Origin of the sequence: Joostella sp., from assembly GCF_048266025.1 — a bacterium.
Lineage (GTDB): Bacteria > Bacteroidota > Bacteroidia > Flavobacteriales > Flavobacteriaceae > Galbibacter > Galbibacter atrarenae.
On sequence record NZ_JBLXAF010000006.1, the window covers coordinates 69,899 to 86,752 of the forward strand.

At 35.2% G+C, this 16,854-nt stretch carries 16 protein-coding genes and 1 tRNA gene; all 17 read left to right on the plus strand.

Features of this window, described 5'->3' with window-relative positions; genetic code table 11:
• Window positions 1-96: 96 nt before the first annotated feature.
• The 17 genes from mraZ (at window position 97) to ACN0TY_RS11360 (ending at window position 16,853) form a co-directional block, all read left to right on the plus strand.
• Window positions 97-576 carry a division/cell wall cluster transcriptional repressor MraZ gene (mraZ, locus tag ACN0TY_RS11280; RefSeq protein WP_417444575.1) on the plus strand — a complete coding sequence of 160 codons (480 nt, stop codon included), beginning with the start codon at window positions 97-99 and terminating at the stop codon, window positions 574-576.
• Window positions 563-1,459, plus strand: coding sequence for a 16S rRNA (cytosine(1402)-N(4))-methyltransferase RsmH (rsmH, locus tag ACN0TY_RS11285; protein WP_417444576.1), 897 nt, complete (start codon window positions 563-565; stop codon window positions 1,457-1,459). Before mraZ ends, rsmH begins: the two co-directional genes overlap by 14 nt.
• A 7-nt stretch (window positions 1,460-1,466) precedes the next feature.
• Complete coding sequence (locus ACN0TY_RS11290; RefSeq protein WP_236959988.1) at window positions 1,467-1,784, plus strand: FtsL-like putative cell division protein; 318 nt, start codon at window positions 1,467-1,469, stop codon at window positions 1,782-1,784.
• 3 nt (window positions 1,785-1,787) lie between these two features.
• Entirely contained in the window at window positions 1,788-3,797 is a 2,010-nt protein-coding gene (locus ACN0TY_RS11295) for a penicillin-binding protein (RefSeq protein WP_417444577.1), read from the plus strand.
• Window positions 3,794-5,257: a UDP-N-acetylmuramoyl-L-alanyl-D-glutamate--2,6-diaminopimelate ligase gene (locus ACN0TY_RS11300; protein ID WP_417444578.1), complete on the plus strand. Its 1,464-nt coding sequence runs from the start codon at window positions 3,794-3,796 to the stop codon at window positions 5,255-5,257. The genes ACN0TY_RS11295 and ACN0TY_RS11300 overlap by 4 nt, the downstream gene beginning before the upstream one ends.
• 36 nt (window positions 5,258-5,293) lie before the next feature.
• Window positions 5,294-6,526 carry a phospho-N-acetylmuramoyl-pentapeptide-transferase gene (mraY, locus tag ACN0TY_RS11305; protein WP_417444579.1) on the plus strand — a complete coding sequence of 411 codons (1,233 nt, stop codon included), beginning with the start codon at window positions 5,294-5,296 and terminating at the stop codon, window positions 6,524-6,526.
• Complete coding sequence (gene murD / locus ACN0TY_RS11310) at window positions 6,526-7,860, plus strand: UDP-N-acetylmuramoyl-L-alanine--D-glutamate ligase (protein WP_417444580.1); 1,335 nt, start codon at window positions 6,526-6,528, stop codon at window positions 7,858-7,860. The genes mraY and murD overlap by 1 nt, the downstream gene beginning before the upstream one ends.
• A gap of 9 nt (window positions 7,861-7,869) precedes the next feature.
• Complete coding sequence (locus tag ACN0TY_RS11315) at window positions 7,870-9,078, plus strand: FtsW/RodA/SpoVE family cell cycle protein (protein WP_236959983.1); 1,209 nt, start codon at window positions 7,870-7,872, stop codon at window positions 9,076-9,078.
• Window positions 9,065-10,162 carry an undecaprenyldiphospho-muramoylpentapeptide beta-N-acetylglucosaminyltransferase gene (murG, locus tag ACN0TY_RS11320; RefSeq protein WP_417444581.1) on the plus strand — a complete coding sequence of 366 codons (1,098 nt, stop codon included), beginning with the start codon at window positions 9,065-9,067 and terminating at the stop codon, window positions 10,160-10,162. The genes ACN0TY_RS11315 and murG overlap by 14 nt, the downstream gene beginning before the upstream one ends.
• A 10-nt stretch (window positions 10,163-10,172) precedes the next feature.
• A complete protein-coding gene (gene murC / locus ACN0TY_RS11325; protein WP_417444582.1) occupies window positions 10,173-11,528 on the plus strand; it encodes a UDP-N-acetylmuramate--L-alanine ligase in 1,356 nt (451 codons plus the stop codon).
• Entirely contained in the window at window positions 11,512-12,231 is a 720-nt protein-coding gene (locus tag ACN0TY_RS11330; protein ID WP_236959980.1) for a cell division protein FtsQ/DivIB, read from the plus strand. The genes murC and ACN0TY_RS11330 overlap by 17 nt, the downstream gene beginning before the upstream one ends.
• Before the next feature lie 3 nt (window positions 12,232-12,234).
• The gene (gene ftsA, locus ACN0TY_RS11335) at window positions 12,235-13,584 is read left to right on the plus strand and encodes a cell division protein FtsA (protein ID WP_236959979.1); all 1,350 of its coding nucleotides are present in this window, start codon (window positions 12,235-12,237) and stop codon (window positions 13,582-13,584) included.
• An 81-nt stretch (window positions 13,585-13,665) separates the two neighbouring features.
• The gene (gene ftsZ / locus ACN0TY_RS11340; protein ID WP_417444583.1) at window positions 13,666-15,615 is read left to right on the plus strand and encodes a cell division protein FtsZ; all 1,950 of its coding nucleotides are present in this window, start codon (window positions 13,666-13,668) and stop codon (window positions 15,613-15,615) included.
• Between the two features lie 102 nt (window positions 15,616-15,717).
• Window positions 15,718-16,167, plus strand: coding sequence for a GatB/YqeY domain-containing protein (locus ACN0TY_RS11345; RefSeq protein ID WP_236959977.1), 450 nt, complete (start codon window positions 15,718-15,720; stop codon window positions 16,165-16,167).
• A gap of 78 nt (window positions 16,168-16,245) precedes the next feature.
• Window positions 16,246-16,545 carry a GIY-YIG nuclease family protein gene (locus tag ACN0TY_RS11350; protein WP_417444584.1) on the plus strand — a complete coding sequence of 100 codons (300 nt, stop codon included), beginning with the start codon at window positions 16,246-16,248 and terminating at the stop codon, window positions 16,543-16,545.
• Complete coding sequence (locus ACN0TY_RS11355) at window positions 16,542-16,802, plus strand: GIY-YIG nuclease family protein (protein ID WP_236959975.1); 261 nt, start codon at window positions 16,542-16,544, stop codon at window positions 16,800-16,802. Before ACN0TY_RS11350 ends, ACN0TY_RS11355 begins: the two co-directional genes overlap by 4 nt.
• Window positions 16,780-16,853 (plus strand) — tRNA-Arg (locus ACN0TY_RS11360). Before ACN0TY_RS11355 ends, ACN0TY_RS11360 begins: the two co-directional genes overlap by 23 nt.
• The last annotated feature ends 1 nt before the right edge of the window (window position 16,854 follow it).

Sequence of the window (16,854 nt, forward strand, 5' to 3'; positions counted from 1 at the left end):
TAATTTATTAACAATGTGGTAAAAAGTGACAAAAAGTGGTAAAAAGTGGTAAAAAATTGGCTATATTTGAAGAATTAACAACTTAAAATAATTTAGTTGATCCAGTTTTCAGAAGAGTATGAGTGTAAGGCAGATAGCAAGGGGCGCATAATGGTGCCGTCTAGTTTGCGTGCCAAATTAGCACCCGTTTTAAAGGACGGTTTGGTGTTAAAACGCTCTATTTTTCAAAAATGCCTAGAAATTTATACAATGGCGGCATGGGAGAAAGAAATGAAGCAAATTGGGAAATTAAATCGTTTTGTTAAGAAAAATAATGATTTCATCCGTCAGTTTACTGCGGGAGTTCGTGTGGTAGAAATCGATGCTAGTGGAAGGTTGTCTATTCCAAAAAATCTAATAACGTTTGCGGGTATAGCAAAAGAAATTGTGCTTTCGGAATCGATAGACAGAATTGAGGTTTGGGATAAGCAGAAGTATTATGATGTATTGGATGATGGAGCGGATTCTTTTTCTGATCTAGCGGAAGATGTAATGGGTGGTTTTGAATTAAATGAAGAAGAAGATGGAATATCATAATCCAGTGTTGCTGAAAGAGACCGTAGATGGTTTGGCTATAAAAGAAGATGGTGTGTATGTTGATGTCACTTTTGGTGGTGGAGGGCATTCCAAAGAGATTTTAAAAAGGTTGGGACCTAACGGTAAATTATATGCATTCGATCAAGATGAAGATGCGGTGGATAATTCTTTAGGAGATCCAAGGTTTACATTGATAGAAGAGAATTTTAGGTTTATAAAACGTTTTTTGAAATTCTATGGAGTAAAAGAAGTTGATGGGATATTGGGTGATTTTGGAGTTTCTTCTCATCAATTTGATGTTGCTGAACGTGGTTTTTCTACTCGTTTTGAGGCTGATTTAGATATGAGGATGAGTAAGAAAAATCATCTTTCTGCTTATGAAGTGGTTAATGATTATGAAGAGAATGCTTTGAAAGAAGTTTTTGGTTTGTATGGAGAGTTGAGAAATGCAGGTTCTTTGGCAAAAGCTATTGTAGAGAAAAGAGCGGAGGCTCCTATAAAAACTTCAGAAGAATTAAAGTCGGCAATAAGAAAATTCTTACCTCAGCATAAGGAGCATAAAATTTTAGCTCAGATTTATCAGGCTATAAGAATAGAGGTAAATCAAGAAGTAGAGGTGTTAAAAGAGTTTTTACTTCAAACTCCAGAATTGTTAAAAGAAGGAGGGCGAATAAGTTTAATAAGTTACCATTCTTTAGAAGATAGATTGGTTAAAAGATTTATAAGAAGCGGAAAATTTGAAGGAGAGCCTGAAAAGGATTTCTATGGAAACATAAATGTACCTCTTAAAAAAGTAGGTGGATTGATTGTTCCAACTTCAGAAGAGATAAAACAGAATAATAGAGCGCGAAGCGCAAAATTGAGGATAGCAGAAAAGTTGTAGGAGTGTTATGAAGAAAGGAATTTTAGATTTATTAAAAGGAGGATTTCTGGTAAATGAAGATTCAATTAAAAACTGGAGGTTCATACTCTTTATATCAATTTTAGCAGTAGTAATGATATCTAGTGCGCATCATGCCGATAAAAAGGTGCATGATTTAGCAAGAATTAACAATGAAGTTTTAGAGTTAAGAAGTGAATTTGTAGATGTAAGAACTAAAGTGCAACAAGTAAAATTGGAGTCGAATGTTACAAATCAAGTAGCATCTTCGGGATTAAAACCCTCGCTAATCCCGCCAAAAAAAATAATGGTAGCTCATAAAAAGTAAAAAATGCCGATAACTGATAAAAACATATTAAGCCGTTTGTATTTCGTTGCAGGATGTATGTTTTTCTTTGCGTTGGCTATAGTGGTAAAGCTTGTTACCATCCAAGTAGTAGACGGGGAAAAATATAGAGAACTTGCGGAGCAGCGTACTGTCAAAAACTTTACAATAGAACCTAAAAGGGGGAATTTGTATTCGGATGATGGTAGTTTGTTGGCTACATCTGTTACTAAATATGATATTCGTTTTGATGCTATCACGCCTCAACATAAAGTCTTTGAAGAGCATATAAAGCCGCTTTCAGATTCTTTATCTGTTGCGTTGGGGAGATCTTCCTCTTATTATTCAAATTTATTACGAAAAGCTAGAGCCAATAAGAATAGGTATTTACTAATAGCTAAAAACGTTGGTTATACAGAATATGTACGTATTAAAAATTTCCCGCTTTTTAATTTAGGTCCTTATAAAGGAGGTGTTATTGTGGAGCAAGAAACAAAACGTGAATATCCTTTGGGAGGAATGGCGCATCGTAGTGTTGGTTATGAGCGTGTTGACGATAAAGGTTATTATACGAGAGTAGGTTTGGAAGGTGCTTTTGGTGATTATTTAAGAGGAACTGAAGGGCATAGGCTCAAGCAAAAAATAGCAAAAGGGCAATGGAAGCCTATTACAGATTATAACGAGATTGAGCCTAAAGATGGTTATGATGTAGTTTCTACTATTAATGTGAATATCCAAGATATTGCACATCATGCGCTTTTAAAGCAATTAGAGAAATATAAAGCCGATCATGGTTCGGTGGTAGTTATGGAAGTGGCTACTGGAGAAATAAAGGCAATTTCTAATTTAGGAAGAACGAATGGTGGCGCTTATTATGAGCGATTAAATTATGCAATTGGGGAATCTCACGAGCCTGGTTCTACGTTTAAATTAATGTCTATGATTGCAGCTTTAGAAGATAAGGCTGTAGATACAAGTGATGTTATTGATACTGAAAATGGAATTATTTCTTTCTACGGAAAAAAAGTGCGTGATTCTAAAAGAGGTGGTTATGGTAAAATAACTGTTTCTGAAGTGTTGGAGCGTTCTTCGAATGTAGGTATTGTAAAGATAATCGATAAGTTTTATAAAGACCAACCTGAGAAGTTTGTAAATAGAATTTACAACATGGGGCTCAATGAAAAACTGGGAATGTCGATTAAAGGAGAAGGAAGTCCAATTATACCGCATCCAAATGATAAGAGTCGTTGGAGTGGAATTGCTCTACAGTGGATGGCTTACGGTTATGGAGTTTCGCTTACACCTTTGCAAACGCTTACTTTTTATAATGCGGTGGCAAATGGAGGAGAAATGGTGAAGCCTCGCCTAATAAAGGAAGTTAGGGAGTGGGATAAGGTTATTTATAAGTTCGATAAAGATGTTATCAATCCTTCTGTTTGTTCAAAAGAAACTATTTCTAAAGTTCAGGCTATGCTTAAAAATGTGGTGGAAGATAAACATGGTACAGGTCATGGATTGTATTCCCCTAATTTTTCAATGGCTGGAAAAACGGGAACTGCTCAAAAGGATTATGCTGATAAAAGTAAAATGAATTATATCTCAAGTTTTGTGGGGTATTTTCCTGCTGATGAGCCTAAATATTCTTGTATTGTAGTAGTTCATAATCCTGATAAAAGTGTAGGGTATTATGGAGCAGATGTTTCAGGTCCAGTATTTAAAAGTGTAGCTCAGAAAATATATACAAATTCTCCATTAATAGATACTATCGAAGAACTTAATGAAGAGAGTGATAAAACAGAAAAAGATTACCAGTCTTATTACGCAAAAGTAAAAAAGCGTAATAATTTAATTCCAAATGTAGAGGGAATGAGTGGAATGGATGCAGTTTCTATTTTAGAGAATCTAGGAGTGCGTGTTAAGGTTGAAGGAAGTGGTGTAGGTAAAGTAAAAAGTCAGTCTATAAAAGGAGGACAAAAAATAGAGTCGAATCAAACAATCGTATTGCAATTGTCATGATGTTATTAAAAGACATATTATATAAAGTGAATATTAACGCAGTGGCGGGAAGTACCGTTACTTATGTTAATGATATTCATTTTGATTCTCGTAAGGTGTCTTTGGATGATGTCTTTGTGGCTATTCCAGGAACAATTGTAGATGGACATGATTATATCACGAAGGCTGTGGAGTCTGGAGCAATTGCTGTAATATGCGAGCAGCTTCCGGAGCAAATAATTAACGGAATTACTTATGTAGAAGTAGCAAATGCACATAAAGCATTGGCTATTATGGCTGCCAATTTCTATAAAAATCCTTCAGAAAATTTAAAATTAGTTGGGGTAACAGGAACCAATGGTAAAACAACAGTTACAACACTATTATATAATTTATTTAAGAAGGCGGGTTATAAAGTAGGTTTGCTATCTACAGTTAAAATAATGGTTGGGGATAAAGAATATCCTGCAACGCATACAACTCCAGATTCATTAAAGATTAATAGCTATTTGCAAAAAATGAGTGATGAAGGAGTGGAATTTTGCTTTATGGAAGTAAGTTCTCATGGAATTCATCAGCAGCGAACTGCTGGACTGCACTTTGCTGGGGGAGTATTTACAAACTTAAGTCACGACCATTTAGATTATCACAAAACATTTGCTGAGTATCGAGATACGAAGAAAATATTTTTCGATGAGCTTCCAAAAACAGCTTTTGCATTAACAAATGCAGATGATAAGAATGGTGCTGTGATGTTGCAAAATACAAAAGCAAAGAAGGTTACTTATGCATTAAAATCGTATGCCGATTATAGAGCGCAAATATTAGAAAATCAATTCACAGGCTTATTATTAAAAGTAAATGATAATGAGGTCTGGTCTCGATTAATAGGAAGTTTCAATGCTTATAATTTATTAGCTGTTTTTGCGGTAGCCGATCTTTTTGAATTGGGAGCCATAGAAACGTTGCAGCATTTAAGTGAATTAGAAAGTGTAGGTGGGCGTTTTCAGTATTTTATTTCTGAAGAAAAGGTAACTGCTATTGTAGATTATGCACATACTCCAGATGCGTTAAAGAATGTATTAGAAACTATAAATACAATTCGCACGGGGAATGAAAGCTTGATTACAGTTGTGGGTTGTGGTGGAGATAGAGATAAGACAAAGCGACCAGTTATGGCAAATATTGCTTCGACATTAAGCTCTAAAGCAATTTTCACTTCTGATAATCCAAGAACGGAAGATCCGAAGGTAATTATTGAAGAAATGGAAGCAGGTGTGGAGCCTCAGAATTTTAATAAAACAATCTCTATTGAAGATAGAAAGCAAGCAATAAAAACAGCTTGCCAATTTGCTCAGGCTAATGATATTATTCTTATCGCAGGAAAAGGTCATGAAACCTACCAAGAGGTAAATGGAGTTCGTAACGATTTTGACGATATGAAGGTTGTTAAAGAATTATTATCAAACGTAAAAAAATAAAGCAGTAAGCTCCGAAAGGAGTAAATAGAAAAATATATGTTATACTATTTATTCGAATTTTTAGAAAAAAATTATCAACTCCCTGGAGCTGGATTGTTTCAATTCATCACTTTTAGGGCTTCTGCTGCTGTGATTTTATCCTTGTTGATATCTACAATATTCGGAAAGAGAGTCATCAATTATTTACGAGCAAAACAAGTAGGAGAAAGTGTAAGAGAACTAGGTTTAGAAGGTCAAGTTCAAAAAGCAGGAACTCCAACAATGGGTGGGATCATAATAATTATGTCTACGCTTATTCCTGTGTTGTTATTCGCGAAGCTAGATAATATATATATCATTCTTCTAATTGTTACCACTTTGTGGATGGGAGCTATTGGTTTTATAGATGATTACATAAAAATATTTAAAAAAGATAAAGAAGGATTAAAAGGAAGATTCAAAATATTAGGACAAATTGGAATCGGTATTGTAGTTGGAGCAACATTATATTTTCATCCAGCTGTTACCATCAAAGAAGAGCTTAAAGCACCAAATAATATTGAAGTTGTAGCAAATGGAGATGTGGCTTTAGAGTATGGAAAAGAAGAGAAGTCAACCAAAACTACGATTCCTTTTGTAAAAGATAATGAGTTCGATTATTCAGAATTGGTTTCTTGGATGGGAGATAATTATAAAAGCTATGCTTGGTTAATATTTATTCCAATAGTGGTTTTTATAATTACTGCAGTTTCAAACGGTGCCAACCTAACGGATGGAATTGATGGTTTGGCAGCGGGAACATCTGCAATAATAGTACTCACATTAGGAATATTTGCATGGGTTTCTGGGAATATAATTTTCTCGGATTACCTGAATATTATGTACATCCCTAGAGCTGGAGAAATGACAGTTTTTATAGCTGCTTTTGCAGGTGGATTAGTTGGTTTTTTGTGGTACAATGCTTTCCCTGCTCAGGTTTTTATGGGAGATACGGGGAGTTTAACTATTGGAGGAATCATTGCAGTATTGGCAATTGCTATTCGTAAAGAATGGTTAATTCCAATCCTATGTGGAATCTTTTTAGCAGAGAATTTATCAGTGGTATTGCAAGTAGCTTATTTTAAGTATACGAAGAAGAAGTATGGAGAAGGAAGAAGGATATTTTTAATGTCGCCTTTGCATCACCATTATCAGAAGAAAGGGTATCATGAAAGCAAGATTGTAACTCGCTTTTGGATTATAGGAATTTTATTGGCGGTATTAACTGTAGTTACGTTAAAACTTAGGTAATGAAAGTTCTTGCGATTCTTGGAGGAGGAGAAAGTGGCATTGGCGCTGCGATTTTAGGAAAGAAGGAGGGATACGAGGTTTTTGTTTCTGATAGAGGTCCTATAAAGGAAAAATATAAAAACGTTCTTAAAAATATTGAGGTTGATTGGGAAGAAGGTCAGCATTCAGAAGATAAAATTACGAATGCCGATTTGATTGTAAAAAGCCCTGGTATTCCAGACAAAGCTCCTTTAATTGTAAAGTTGAAGGAAATGAAGATTCCTGTGATTTCTGAAATAGAATTTGCAGCTCTTTATACAAAAGCAATGCTTATTGGAATTACGGGGAGTAATGGAAAAACCACCACTACAATGTTAACCAACCATATTTTAAAAAATGGAGGGTTAAACGTTGGAATGGCTGGGAATATTGGTGATAGTTTCGCTCAAATGGTAGCCGAAAATGATAAAGATTCTTATGTACTTGAAATTAGTAGTTTTCAATTGGACGGAATCCATCAGTTTAATCCGCATATAGCCATTATTACAAATATTACCCCTGATCATTTAGATCGTTACGATTATAAGTTTGAAAATTACATAGCTTCTAAATTCAGAATAGCTATGAATCAAACTGCAGACGATTACCTTATTTATGATGCTGATGACGAAGTGATAGAAGCTTGGTTAGAAAAGCATCCAGTGAAATCAAAATTATTACCGTTTTCCATAGAAAAGAAAATAGAAAACGGAGCTTATTTAGAAAATGATAAAATTATAATTAACATAGATAAACAGCATATAGAAATGTCTACAGATACTTTAGCATTAGAAGGGAAACACAACACGAAGAACGCAATGGCGGCTTCTACTGTGGCTCAGTTATTAAAAATTAGAAAGGCGACAATTAGAGAGAGTCTGGAGAATTTTCAAGGAGCAACGCATAGATTAGAAAAAGTGTTGAAAATCCAAAATGTTCAATATGTGAACGATTCTAAGGCAACGAATGTAAATGCAACGTTTTATGCGTTGGATAGCATGAAAACTCCTACGGTATGGATTGTTGGAGGGCAGGATAAAGGAAATGATTATTTGTCTTTAATGCCTCTTGTAAGAGAGAAGGTAAAGGCGATAATCTGCTTGGGTCTTGATAATGCTAAGATCATAGAGACTTTTGGTGGTGTTGTAGATTTTGTTGTGGAAACTACATCTATGAAAGATGCAGTAAATATGAGTAAAGAGGTAGCAGAAAGAGGGGATACAGTTTTATTATCTCCAGCATGTGCATCTTTCGACTTATTTACAAACTATGAAGATCGTGGAGATCAGTTTAAAAAGGCAGTTCAAGAATTATAAAAAGAAATAGTGCAGCAATTATTTAAAAATATTAAGGGAGATAAAGCTATATGGGCCGTAGTGGCCATACTAGCGTTATTTTCTTTTTTACCAGTATATAGCGCCAGTACAAACTTAGTGTATGTGGTTGGTAGCGGTACTACCTTTGGGTACTTATTAAAGCATGCTGTTTTGCTTCTTTTAGGTATCGGAGTTATATATGCTGTGCATAAAATACCTTATAGATATTTCAAGGCATTGTCGATTTTAGCAATGCCCATTGTAATACTGTTATTGCTTTATACATTAGCTCAAGGAACGATGATTGGTGGAGCTAATGCAAGTAGATGGATACAAGTTCCTTACGTAGGAATCACTTTTCAGACATCTACTTTTGCTGCTATTGTGCTTTTAGTACACGTAGCTAGGTATTTAGCAAAAATAAAAGATAGAACGGTAACTTTTAAAGAGACTATTGTGCCGTTATGGTTGCCAGTTTTTATAGTGTTGGTTTTAATTTTACCAGCTAACTTTTCTACTACAGCTATTATCTTTTTAATGGTTTTAATTTTATGTTTCTTAGGAGGATATCCTTGGAAATATCTGTTGGGAGTAATAGGTGCAGGTATATTAGGACTTACGATGTTTGTGTTAACTGCAAAAGCATTTCCAGGTCTCTTTCCAAATCGTGTTGATACTTGGATAAGCAGGATTGATAATTTTACAAATGATGAGGATACAGAAGCTGATTACCAAATCGAGAAAGCAAAAATAGCAATTGCAACAGGAGGTGTTGTTGGTTTGGGAGCAGGAAAGAGTGTAATGAAAAACTTCTTACCTCAAAGCTCATCAGATTTTATATATGCTATCATCATCGAAGAATATGGCCTTGTAGGTGGTTTCGTAATTATATTTATGTATCTACTTCTATTGTTTAGAATTGTAGTTGTAGCACATAAATCGGAGTCTACATTCGGAAAATTATTGGTTATAGCTGCAGGCTTGCCGATTGTAGTGCAGGCATTTATAAATATGGCAGTAGCAGTCGAGTTATTTCCGGTAACAGGGCAAACACTTCCGCTAATTAGTAGTGGAGGAACCTCTATTTGGATGACATGTTTAGCAATAGGTATTATTCTAAGTGTGAGTGCAAAGCGTCAAGAGGATTTAGAAGAAATTGAAGAGAAAGAAGCAATAGATAATCAGAACCCATTAGATATTTTAAGTGAGCAATTATAAATTCATATTATCGGGAGGCGGAACAGGAGGTCACATCTATCCTGCCATTGCTATAGCAAATGAGTTAAAGCATAGGTATGCAGATGCAGAATTCCTTTTTGTAGGTGCAGAAGATAGAATGGAGATGGAGAAAGTGCCTCAAGCGGGTTATGAGATTGAAGGATTATGGATTTCAGGAATACAGCGTAAGCTAACATTAAAAAACTTAATGTTCCCTTTTAAGCTGATTAGTAGTATTTGGAAGGCGAGAAAGATTGTAAAATCATTTCAACCAGATGTAGTTATCGGTACAGGAGGATTTGCTAGTGGTCCATTGCTTAAAGCAGCCTCTGGGAAAGGTGTTCCTTGTGTGATACAAGAGCAAAATTCTTTTCCTGGAATTACAAATAAGTGGTTGGCAAAAGATGTGAAAAAAATATTTGTTGCTTATGATAATTTGGAGCGCTTTTTTCCAGCTGAAAAAATTGTAAAAACTGGAAATCCAGTAAGGCAAGATCTTTTACAGATAGGAGATAAACAGTTAGAGGGAATTAAATTTTTTAATCTTTCTGAAAAACGTAAAACGCTGTTTGTCATGGGAGGAAGTTTAGGGGCGAGAAGAATTAATCAGCTGATTGAAAAAGAGCTAAACTTTTTTGAAGAAAATAACGTACAACTAATATGGCAATGTGGAAAGCTGTATTATGATGAATATAAAAAATATGAGAGTGACTTTGTAAAAGTGAATGCTTTTATAAATGATATGAAGTTAGCCTATGCAGCAGCAGATGTAATTATATCTAGAGCGGGTGCAATATCGGTTTCGGAATTAGCTATAGTAGGAAAACCTGTTATTTTTATTCCTTCTCCAAATGTGTCTGAAGATCATCAAACAAAAAATGCAGCGGCAGTAGTAAGTAAAGATGCGGCTTTATTAGTAAAAGAAACTGATTTAGATACTGATTTTGAAACTAAGTTTTTATCAGTATGGAATTCAGAAGAAGAACAGAAAAAAATGGGAAATAGCTTTAAGATGTTAGCATTACCGAATGCAACAAAAGACATCGTTGATGCTATTGATGAAATAATAAAAAAAACAGCTTAACAAGTTGAAAATGGATTTAAATAAAATAAATAACGTTTACTTTCTGGGCATAGGCGGCATAGGCATGTCTGGCTTAGCACGTTATTTTAAATTCATAGGAAAGGAAGTTGCTGGATATGATAAAACTACTAGTGAGATTACTAGTGGGTTAACAGCGTTGGGAATTGCAATTCATTATGATGAAGCTATAGACAATATCCCAGCTGATTTTAAAAATATAGAAAACACATTAGTTGTTTATACACCTGCAGTTCCAAGTGATAATAGCGAGTATGGTTATTTTGTTTCAAATGGATTTAATATTCAGAAACGAGCAGCAGTTTTAGGACTGATAACAAAAGACTCTTATTGCTTTGCTGTAGCTGGAACTCATGGAAAAACAACTACAAGTGCAATTTTAGCACATATCTTAAAAGAAACAGGAACATCAATTACAGCTTTTTTAGGAGGTGTTTCTGAAAACTTTAATAGTAATTTTTTAATAGAAGGAGATGAATTTACCGTAGTAGAAGCGGATGAATTTGATCGCTCTTTCTTACATCTCTCTCCATCGGTAGCATGTATTACTTCAATAGATGCAGATCATTTAGATATTTATGGAGATAAGGAGGAGATGGAACGAACTTTTGTAGCGTTTTCTGAGAAAGTAAAACCAGGAGGGAAGCTTTTTGTGAAAAGTGGATTGCCAATTAATGGAATTACTTATGGTATAGAGGATAATTCTGATTTTTCAATCAGAAATCTAACAATAACAGACTCAACCTACCTATTCGATTTAGTGACTCCCACAGAACATGTTAGAGGAGTGAGGTTTAACAAGCCAGGAAAACATAATTTGTTAAACGCATTGGCAGCATTAGCAATGGCGACTACTATAGACACCCCTCTAAGTCGTCTTGCTGAAGCCCTTGCCACTTTTAAAGGAATAAAACGTAGATTTTCTTATCATATAAATCAAGAAGATCTTATTTATATAGACGATTATGCGCATCATCCAACAGAAATAGATGCTGTTTTTGAAGCCGTAAAAAGTGCACACCCAAATAAAAAAACAACTGTAATCTTTCAGCCCCATCTTTTTTCAAGAACGAAAGATTTTGCCCCCGAATTTTCAAAGAGCTTAGCCAATTTTGATGAGATAATTTTATTAGACATATACCCCGCTAGAGAGAAACCTATTGAAGGAATTACTGCCGATTGGTTGTTGGAAATGATTTCCAGTGATAACAAGCAAAAGGTTGAAAAAAGAGATTTAACTGAGGTGTTGAGAAAAAGCGATTCGCAAGTTTTCTTATCCTTAGGAGCAGGAGATATTGGACTAGAAGTTAATACCATAAAAAAAGCGTTAAGTGAAAAAATATGTTAACCATATAAAAATATTTGTTGTGCTATTCGCATTGATTTTCTTGTATTCATTTTCGAATACAAGGAATGAAAACCGTGAATTGAGTGCTAATTGCAACATCGAATTTTTAAATAACGATGGTCATTATATCACTCGAAATACGGTTAATAAATTGTTGATACAAAATCCAGATACCCTTACGGGCGTACGAAAAGAAAAATTAGCTTTGAATACTATAGAGAAGTCTCTGATTGCTAATGCAATGGTGCAAGAAGCAGATGTGTATGTATCTGTAACAGGGCAAATTGGAGCTAAAATTCGGCAGCGCACGCCAATAGGGCGAGTAGCAGCGAATCAGCCATTTTATATAGATATAGAGGGTAAATCGATGCCATTATCTCCGGTGCATTCAGCTAGAGTGCCGTTGATAACTGGTACAGATGTAAAAAATAATATGCCAAAGCTCTATGAGTTGGCTATGTTTATATATTTCGATGAGTTTCTGAAAAAAAATATTATAGGAATTCATCAGAACAATAAGCATTTTGAATTGAAGTTAAGAACCGAGGGTTTTATTGTAGACCTTGGTGAGGTAGCGAACTTAGAATCTAAGTTCAATAATTTTAAAGCTTTTTATCAGAAGGGGTTACATGATAAAACTTTAGATAGTTATAAAACTGTTAACCTTAGTTTTGATAATCAAGTGGTGTGTACCAAAAAATAAGTTATGGAAAATACTAAATACGCGGTAGGATTAGACATAGGGACCACTAAAATAGTGGCTATGATAGGTCGTGAAAACGACTATGGAAAGATTGAAATTTTAGGTATTGGTAAATCCAAAAGTTTGGGAGTACACAGAGGTGTCGTTAATAATATTACTCAAACTATTCAATCTATACAGCAAGCTGTTCAAGAAGCAGAAAGTGTTTCTGGATTAAAAATACACGATTGCGTGGTAGGGATTGCTGGTCAGCATATAAGAAGTTTGCAACATAGTGATTATATCACAAGACCAGATTCTGAGGAGGTAATCAGTGAGGTTGATTTAGATAAATTATGTAATCAAGTATACAAGCTTGTAATGTTACCTGGAGAAGAAATAATACATGTGCTTCCTCAGGAATATAAAGTAGATGGACAGGCTGAAATAAAAGAACCAATAGGGATGTATGGAGGTCGCTTAGAAGCGAATTTCCATGTTGTTGTTGGGCAAGTGTCTTCTATTAGAAATATAGGAAGATGTGTAAAAAGTTCTGGACTAGATTTAGCTGGAATTACATTAGAACCTCTTGCTGCTGCAAATGCAGTTCTTAGTCAAGAAGAAAAAGAGGCTGGAGTAGCATTGATAGATATAGGAGGTGGTACTACAGACTTAGCTATTTTTAAAGATGGTATAATTAGGCATACTGCAGTAATTCCTTTTGGGGGAAATGTTGTTACTGAAGATATTAAAGAAGGATGCTCAATTATAGAAAAGCAAGCAGAGTTATTAAAAATAAAATTTGGATCTGCTTGGCCTGGAGAAAATAAGGATAATGAAATTGTTTCTATTCCTGGTTTAAGAGGTAGAGAGCCTAAAGAGATAACCTTAAAAAACTTATCTAAAATTATCCATGCAAGAGTTGTGGAAATTGTAGAGCAGGTTTATATGGAAATCAAGAATTATGGGCATGAAGACCAAAAGAAAAAATTAATAGCTGGAATCGTTTTAACAGGAGGTGGAAGTCAGCTAAAGCACTTAAAGCAACTGGTAGAATACATCACGGGTATGGATACTAGAATAGGATATCCTAATGAACATCTAGCAGGAGATTCTGATGCTGAAGTGGCAAGTCCTGTTTATGCAACTGCTGTAGGTTTGGTTATGAATGCCATTCAGCAGCAAAAGAAAAATGGAGCTTTAAAAATAGAAAAAGAAAAAGAAGCCATTAAGGAAGAGCAAATAGAGCAAGAACAAATAGAAGAACCGCAAATAAATACAGAGCCCCAACCAACTGAACCGCCAGTAGAACGGAAATCGTTTCTCGAAAAGTGGTCAGAAAAATTAAAAGATTTTTTAGATAACGCAGAGTAGTAAACCAACGCTATAAAGGTCATCTTAAAAAATATTCAAAAAAGTAGTAAATAGAAAAAATTAGGGTAAAAAAGAATTATTATGAGTAGCACAACAGATTTAGGGAACATCTCATTCGACTTACCAAAGAATCAAAGTAATGTAATTAAAGTTATTGGCGTTGGAGGCGGCGGAAGTAACGCAATTAATTACATGTTTCAGCAGGGTATAAACGGAGTAGACTTTGTAGTTTGTAATACAGACTCACAAGCGTTACAAAATACAGGCGTACCAAATAAGGTGCAGTTAGGGGTTTCATTAACAGAAGGACTTGGTGCAGGAGCCAATCCAGAAGTTGGTGAAAATGCAGCTATAGAAAGCTTAGAAGAACTGCAATCTATGTTGGATACCAATACTAAAATGGTTTTTGTCACCGCAGGAATGGGTGGTGGAACTGGTACAGGAGCTGCACCAGTTATAGCTAAGCTAGCAAAAGACATGGACATATTAACTGTTGGTATTGTTACAATTCCTTTTCAGTTTGAAGGGAAAATGCGTAATGAGCAAGCACAGCGTGGGGTAGAAAAGCTTCGTGCGAATGTAGACTCGCTAATTATGATTAATAATAATAAGCTTCGTGAAGTATACGGAAACCTTGGTTTTAAAGCTGGTTTCTCTAAAGCGGACGAAGTATTGGCAACTGCGGCAAAAGGTATTGCAGAGGTGATAACACATCACTACACGCAAAATATCGATTTACGTGATGCTAAAACAGTACTTTCAAATAGTGGAACTGCAATAATGGGATCTTCAACTGCTACTGGAGCTAACCGTGCACAAGAGGCTATTATGAAAGCGTTAGATTCTCCGTTATTAAACGACAACAAAATATCAGGTGCTAAAAACGTATTGCTACTTATTGTTTCTGGTGCTGATGAAATTACCCTAGATGAGATTGGAGAAATTAATGATCATATTCAAGATGAAGCTGGACATAATGCAAATATCATTATGGGAGTTGGTGAAGATGAAAGTTTAGGAGATGCTATCGCTGTTACAGTTATTGCTACGGGTTTCGACGCTGAGCAACAGCATGAAATTGTTAATACTGAAGCAAAAAAAATAATCCACACTTTAGAAGATGAACAAAAAGCAATGCATGATTTAACCCCTAAAAATAATCAGCAGCAGTTTTTTAGTTCAAATGAACAAGAAGTAGAAGCAAAGCCAGAAAAGGTTGTAAAGCATACTCTTGTTGAAGATGATGTGGAGCCAGAAGTGAAGCCTCAAGCTAAAAATGATATGGAGTTAATTCCAACATCAGAGCTTATAAAAAACATTAATGTTGTTTATGATGAAGTAACATTAGAAAACGATGATGACTTTGTAATTATAGACACGACATCTCAAATTAAAGATATTGATGTAGTTGATCCTGAGGTTTTGAGAGCTGAACCAAAAAAGCAAACAGCATTGCCTTTTGATATGCCTTTAAATGAAGACAATCAAGAGGAAAGTGAAAGTGAGCATGTGGTTACTTTTGATTTCTCTGATAGTGTGAATGATGTTGAAGTGAATGATCATGTAGAGGTTGTTCCCGTAACTGAAGTCTCTGAAGGAGGAACTAAGCGTTATAGTTTAGATGATTATATGGAGATTGAAGACCAGATGAACAGCGCAAAACCTGTTGAGAAAAAAGTAGAGAAGGTAGAGCAAGAATTAGCTTTTCAGAAAAAAGTTGTAGAAGAAAAACAACCGCAACAAGAAGCTGCAGATGAAGAGGTGGATCCTATGAATAGCTCTATTGAAGATAGCCTAAGAAATAGAGCAGAAGAGCGTAGACGTAAGTTAAAGGACTTTAACTACAAATTTCATAACAATGCTTCTAAGATTGAAGAAATTGAAAAGCAACCAGCTTATAAGCGAATGGGAATTGACCTAGAAGATAGAAGATCTGATAGTCAATCATCTCGTATGAGTGTAGGAACTGATAGCAATGAAGAAACACAATTGAGAAGCAATAATTCTTTTCTGCATGATAATGTAGATTAGTTTTTAAAAATCTAATAATTTAAAACCCGAAATCTTTTAAAAAGGTTTCGGGTTATTTTTTTATCTTCGCACAGCGTAAATAATAGTAAATACAGCACAATTATGAGTTTACAAGACAAGGTAATGGCAGAGATGAAAACTGCTATGAAATCAAAAGATACAGTAGCTTTAACAGCACTTCGATCAGTAAAATCTGAATTGTTATTGGCACAATCAAGTGCTGGTGGTAAGGATGGAATGTCTGAAGAAGATGAAATAAAACTATTACAGAAGCTTGTAAAACAAAGAAAAGATAGCGCTGCTATATATACAGAGCAAGGAAGAGCAGATTTAGCGGAACCTGAAATGGCAGAAGCAGCAATCTTAGAAAAGTTCTTACCAGAGCAACTAAGTGAAGAAGAAGTTGCCGTAATCGTTGATGCAGTTATTGCTAAAACAGGAGCTGAAGGAATGAAAGATATGGGAAAAGTAATGGGAATGGCTTCAAAAGAATTAGCAGGAAAAGCAGATGGAAAAACGATTTCTACAGTAGTGAAAAGTAGATTAAGCTAGGAATAAATCATTTTTTATAAGGCCGCGTGGCGCAACTGAATACCTGCCTGCCGGCAGGCAGGGCGCAAAATTTGAATTATGATTTATTATGTTTATGTTTTGAGAAGTGGGTTTGATGGTAGGTTGTACAAAGGGCATACGAACAGACTTGAAGAGAGAGTAAGAGAGCATAATTCAGGAAAAACTAAATCAACTAAAGGATATAAGCCATGGGTTTTGGTTTATTATGAGGAGTTTAATACGCGGGAATTGGCTATAACTAGAGAACGATATTTTAAATCTGGGTCTGGAAGAGAATTTTTAAAAACAAAGATAAGGCCGCGTGGCGCAACTGAATACCTGCCTGCCGGCAGGCAGGGCGCAAAATTTGAATTATGATTTATTACGTTTATGTTTTGAGAAGTGGGTTTGATGGTAGGTTGTACAAAGGGCATACGAGCCGACTTGAAGAGAGGGTAAGAGAGCATAATTCAGGAAAAACTAAATCAACTAAAGGATATAAACCATGGGTTTTGGTTTATTATGAGGAGTTTAATACGCGGGAATTGGCTATAACTAGAGAGCGATATTTTAAATCTGGATCTGGAAGAGAATTTTTAAAAACAAAAATAAGGCCGCGTGGCGCAACTGAATAGCGCATCAGATTTCGGCTCTGAGGGTTGGGGGTTTGAATCCCTTCGCGGTCAC

Coding starts and splice junctions, on each gene's coding strand:
- ACN0TY_RS11350 (WP_417444584.1), top strand. CDS start 16,246: ATGATTTATTATGTTTATGTTTTGAGAAGTGGGTTTGATGGTAGGTTG.
- ftsZ (WP_417444583.1), top strand. CDS start 13,666: ATGAGTAGCACAACAGATTTAGGGAACATCTCATTCGACTTACCAAAG.
- murD (WP_417444580.1), top strand. CDS start 6,526: ATGAAAGTTCTTGCGATTCTTGGAGGAGGAGAAAGTGGCATTGGCGCT.
- murC (WP_417444582.1), top strand. CDS start 10,173: ATGGATTTAAATAAAATAAATAACGTTTACTTTCTGGGCATAGGCGGC.
- ftsA (WP_236959979.1), top strand. CDS start 12,235: ATGGAAAATACTAAATACGCGGTAGGATTAGACATAGGGACCACTAAA.
- ACN0TY_RS11290 (WP_236959988.1), top strand. CDS start 1,467: ATGAAGAAAGGAATTTTAGATTTATTAAAAGGAGGATTTCTGGTAAAT.
- ACN0TY_RS11295 (WP_417444577.1), top strand. CDS start 1,788: ATGCCGATAACTGATAAAAACATATTAAGCCGTTTGTATTTCGTTGCA.
- ACN0TY_RS11355 (WP_236959975.1), top strand. CDS start 16,542: ATGATTTATTACGTTTATGTTTTGAGAAGTGGGTTTGATGGTAGGTTG.
- ACN0TY_RS11345 (WP_236959977.1), top strand. CDS start 15,718: ATGAGTTTACAAGACAAGGTAATGGCAGAGATGAAAACTGCTATGAAA.
- mraY (WP_417444579.1), top strand. CDS start 5,294: ATGTTATACTATTTATTCGAATTTTTAGAAAAAAATTATCAACTCCCT.
- rsmH (WP_417444576.1), top strand. CDS start 563: ATGGAATATCATAATCCAGTGTTGCTGAAAGAGACCGTAGATGGTTTG.
- ACN0TY_RS11300 (WP_417444578.1), top strand. CDS start 3,794: ATGATGTTATTAAAAGACATATTATATAAAGTGAATATTAACGCAGTG.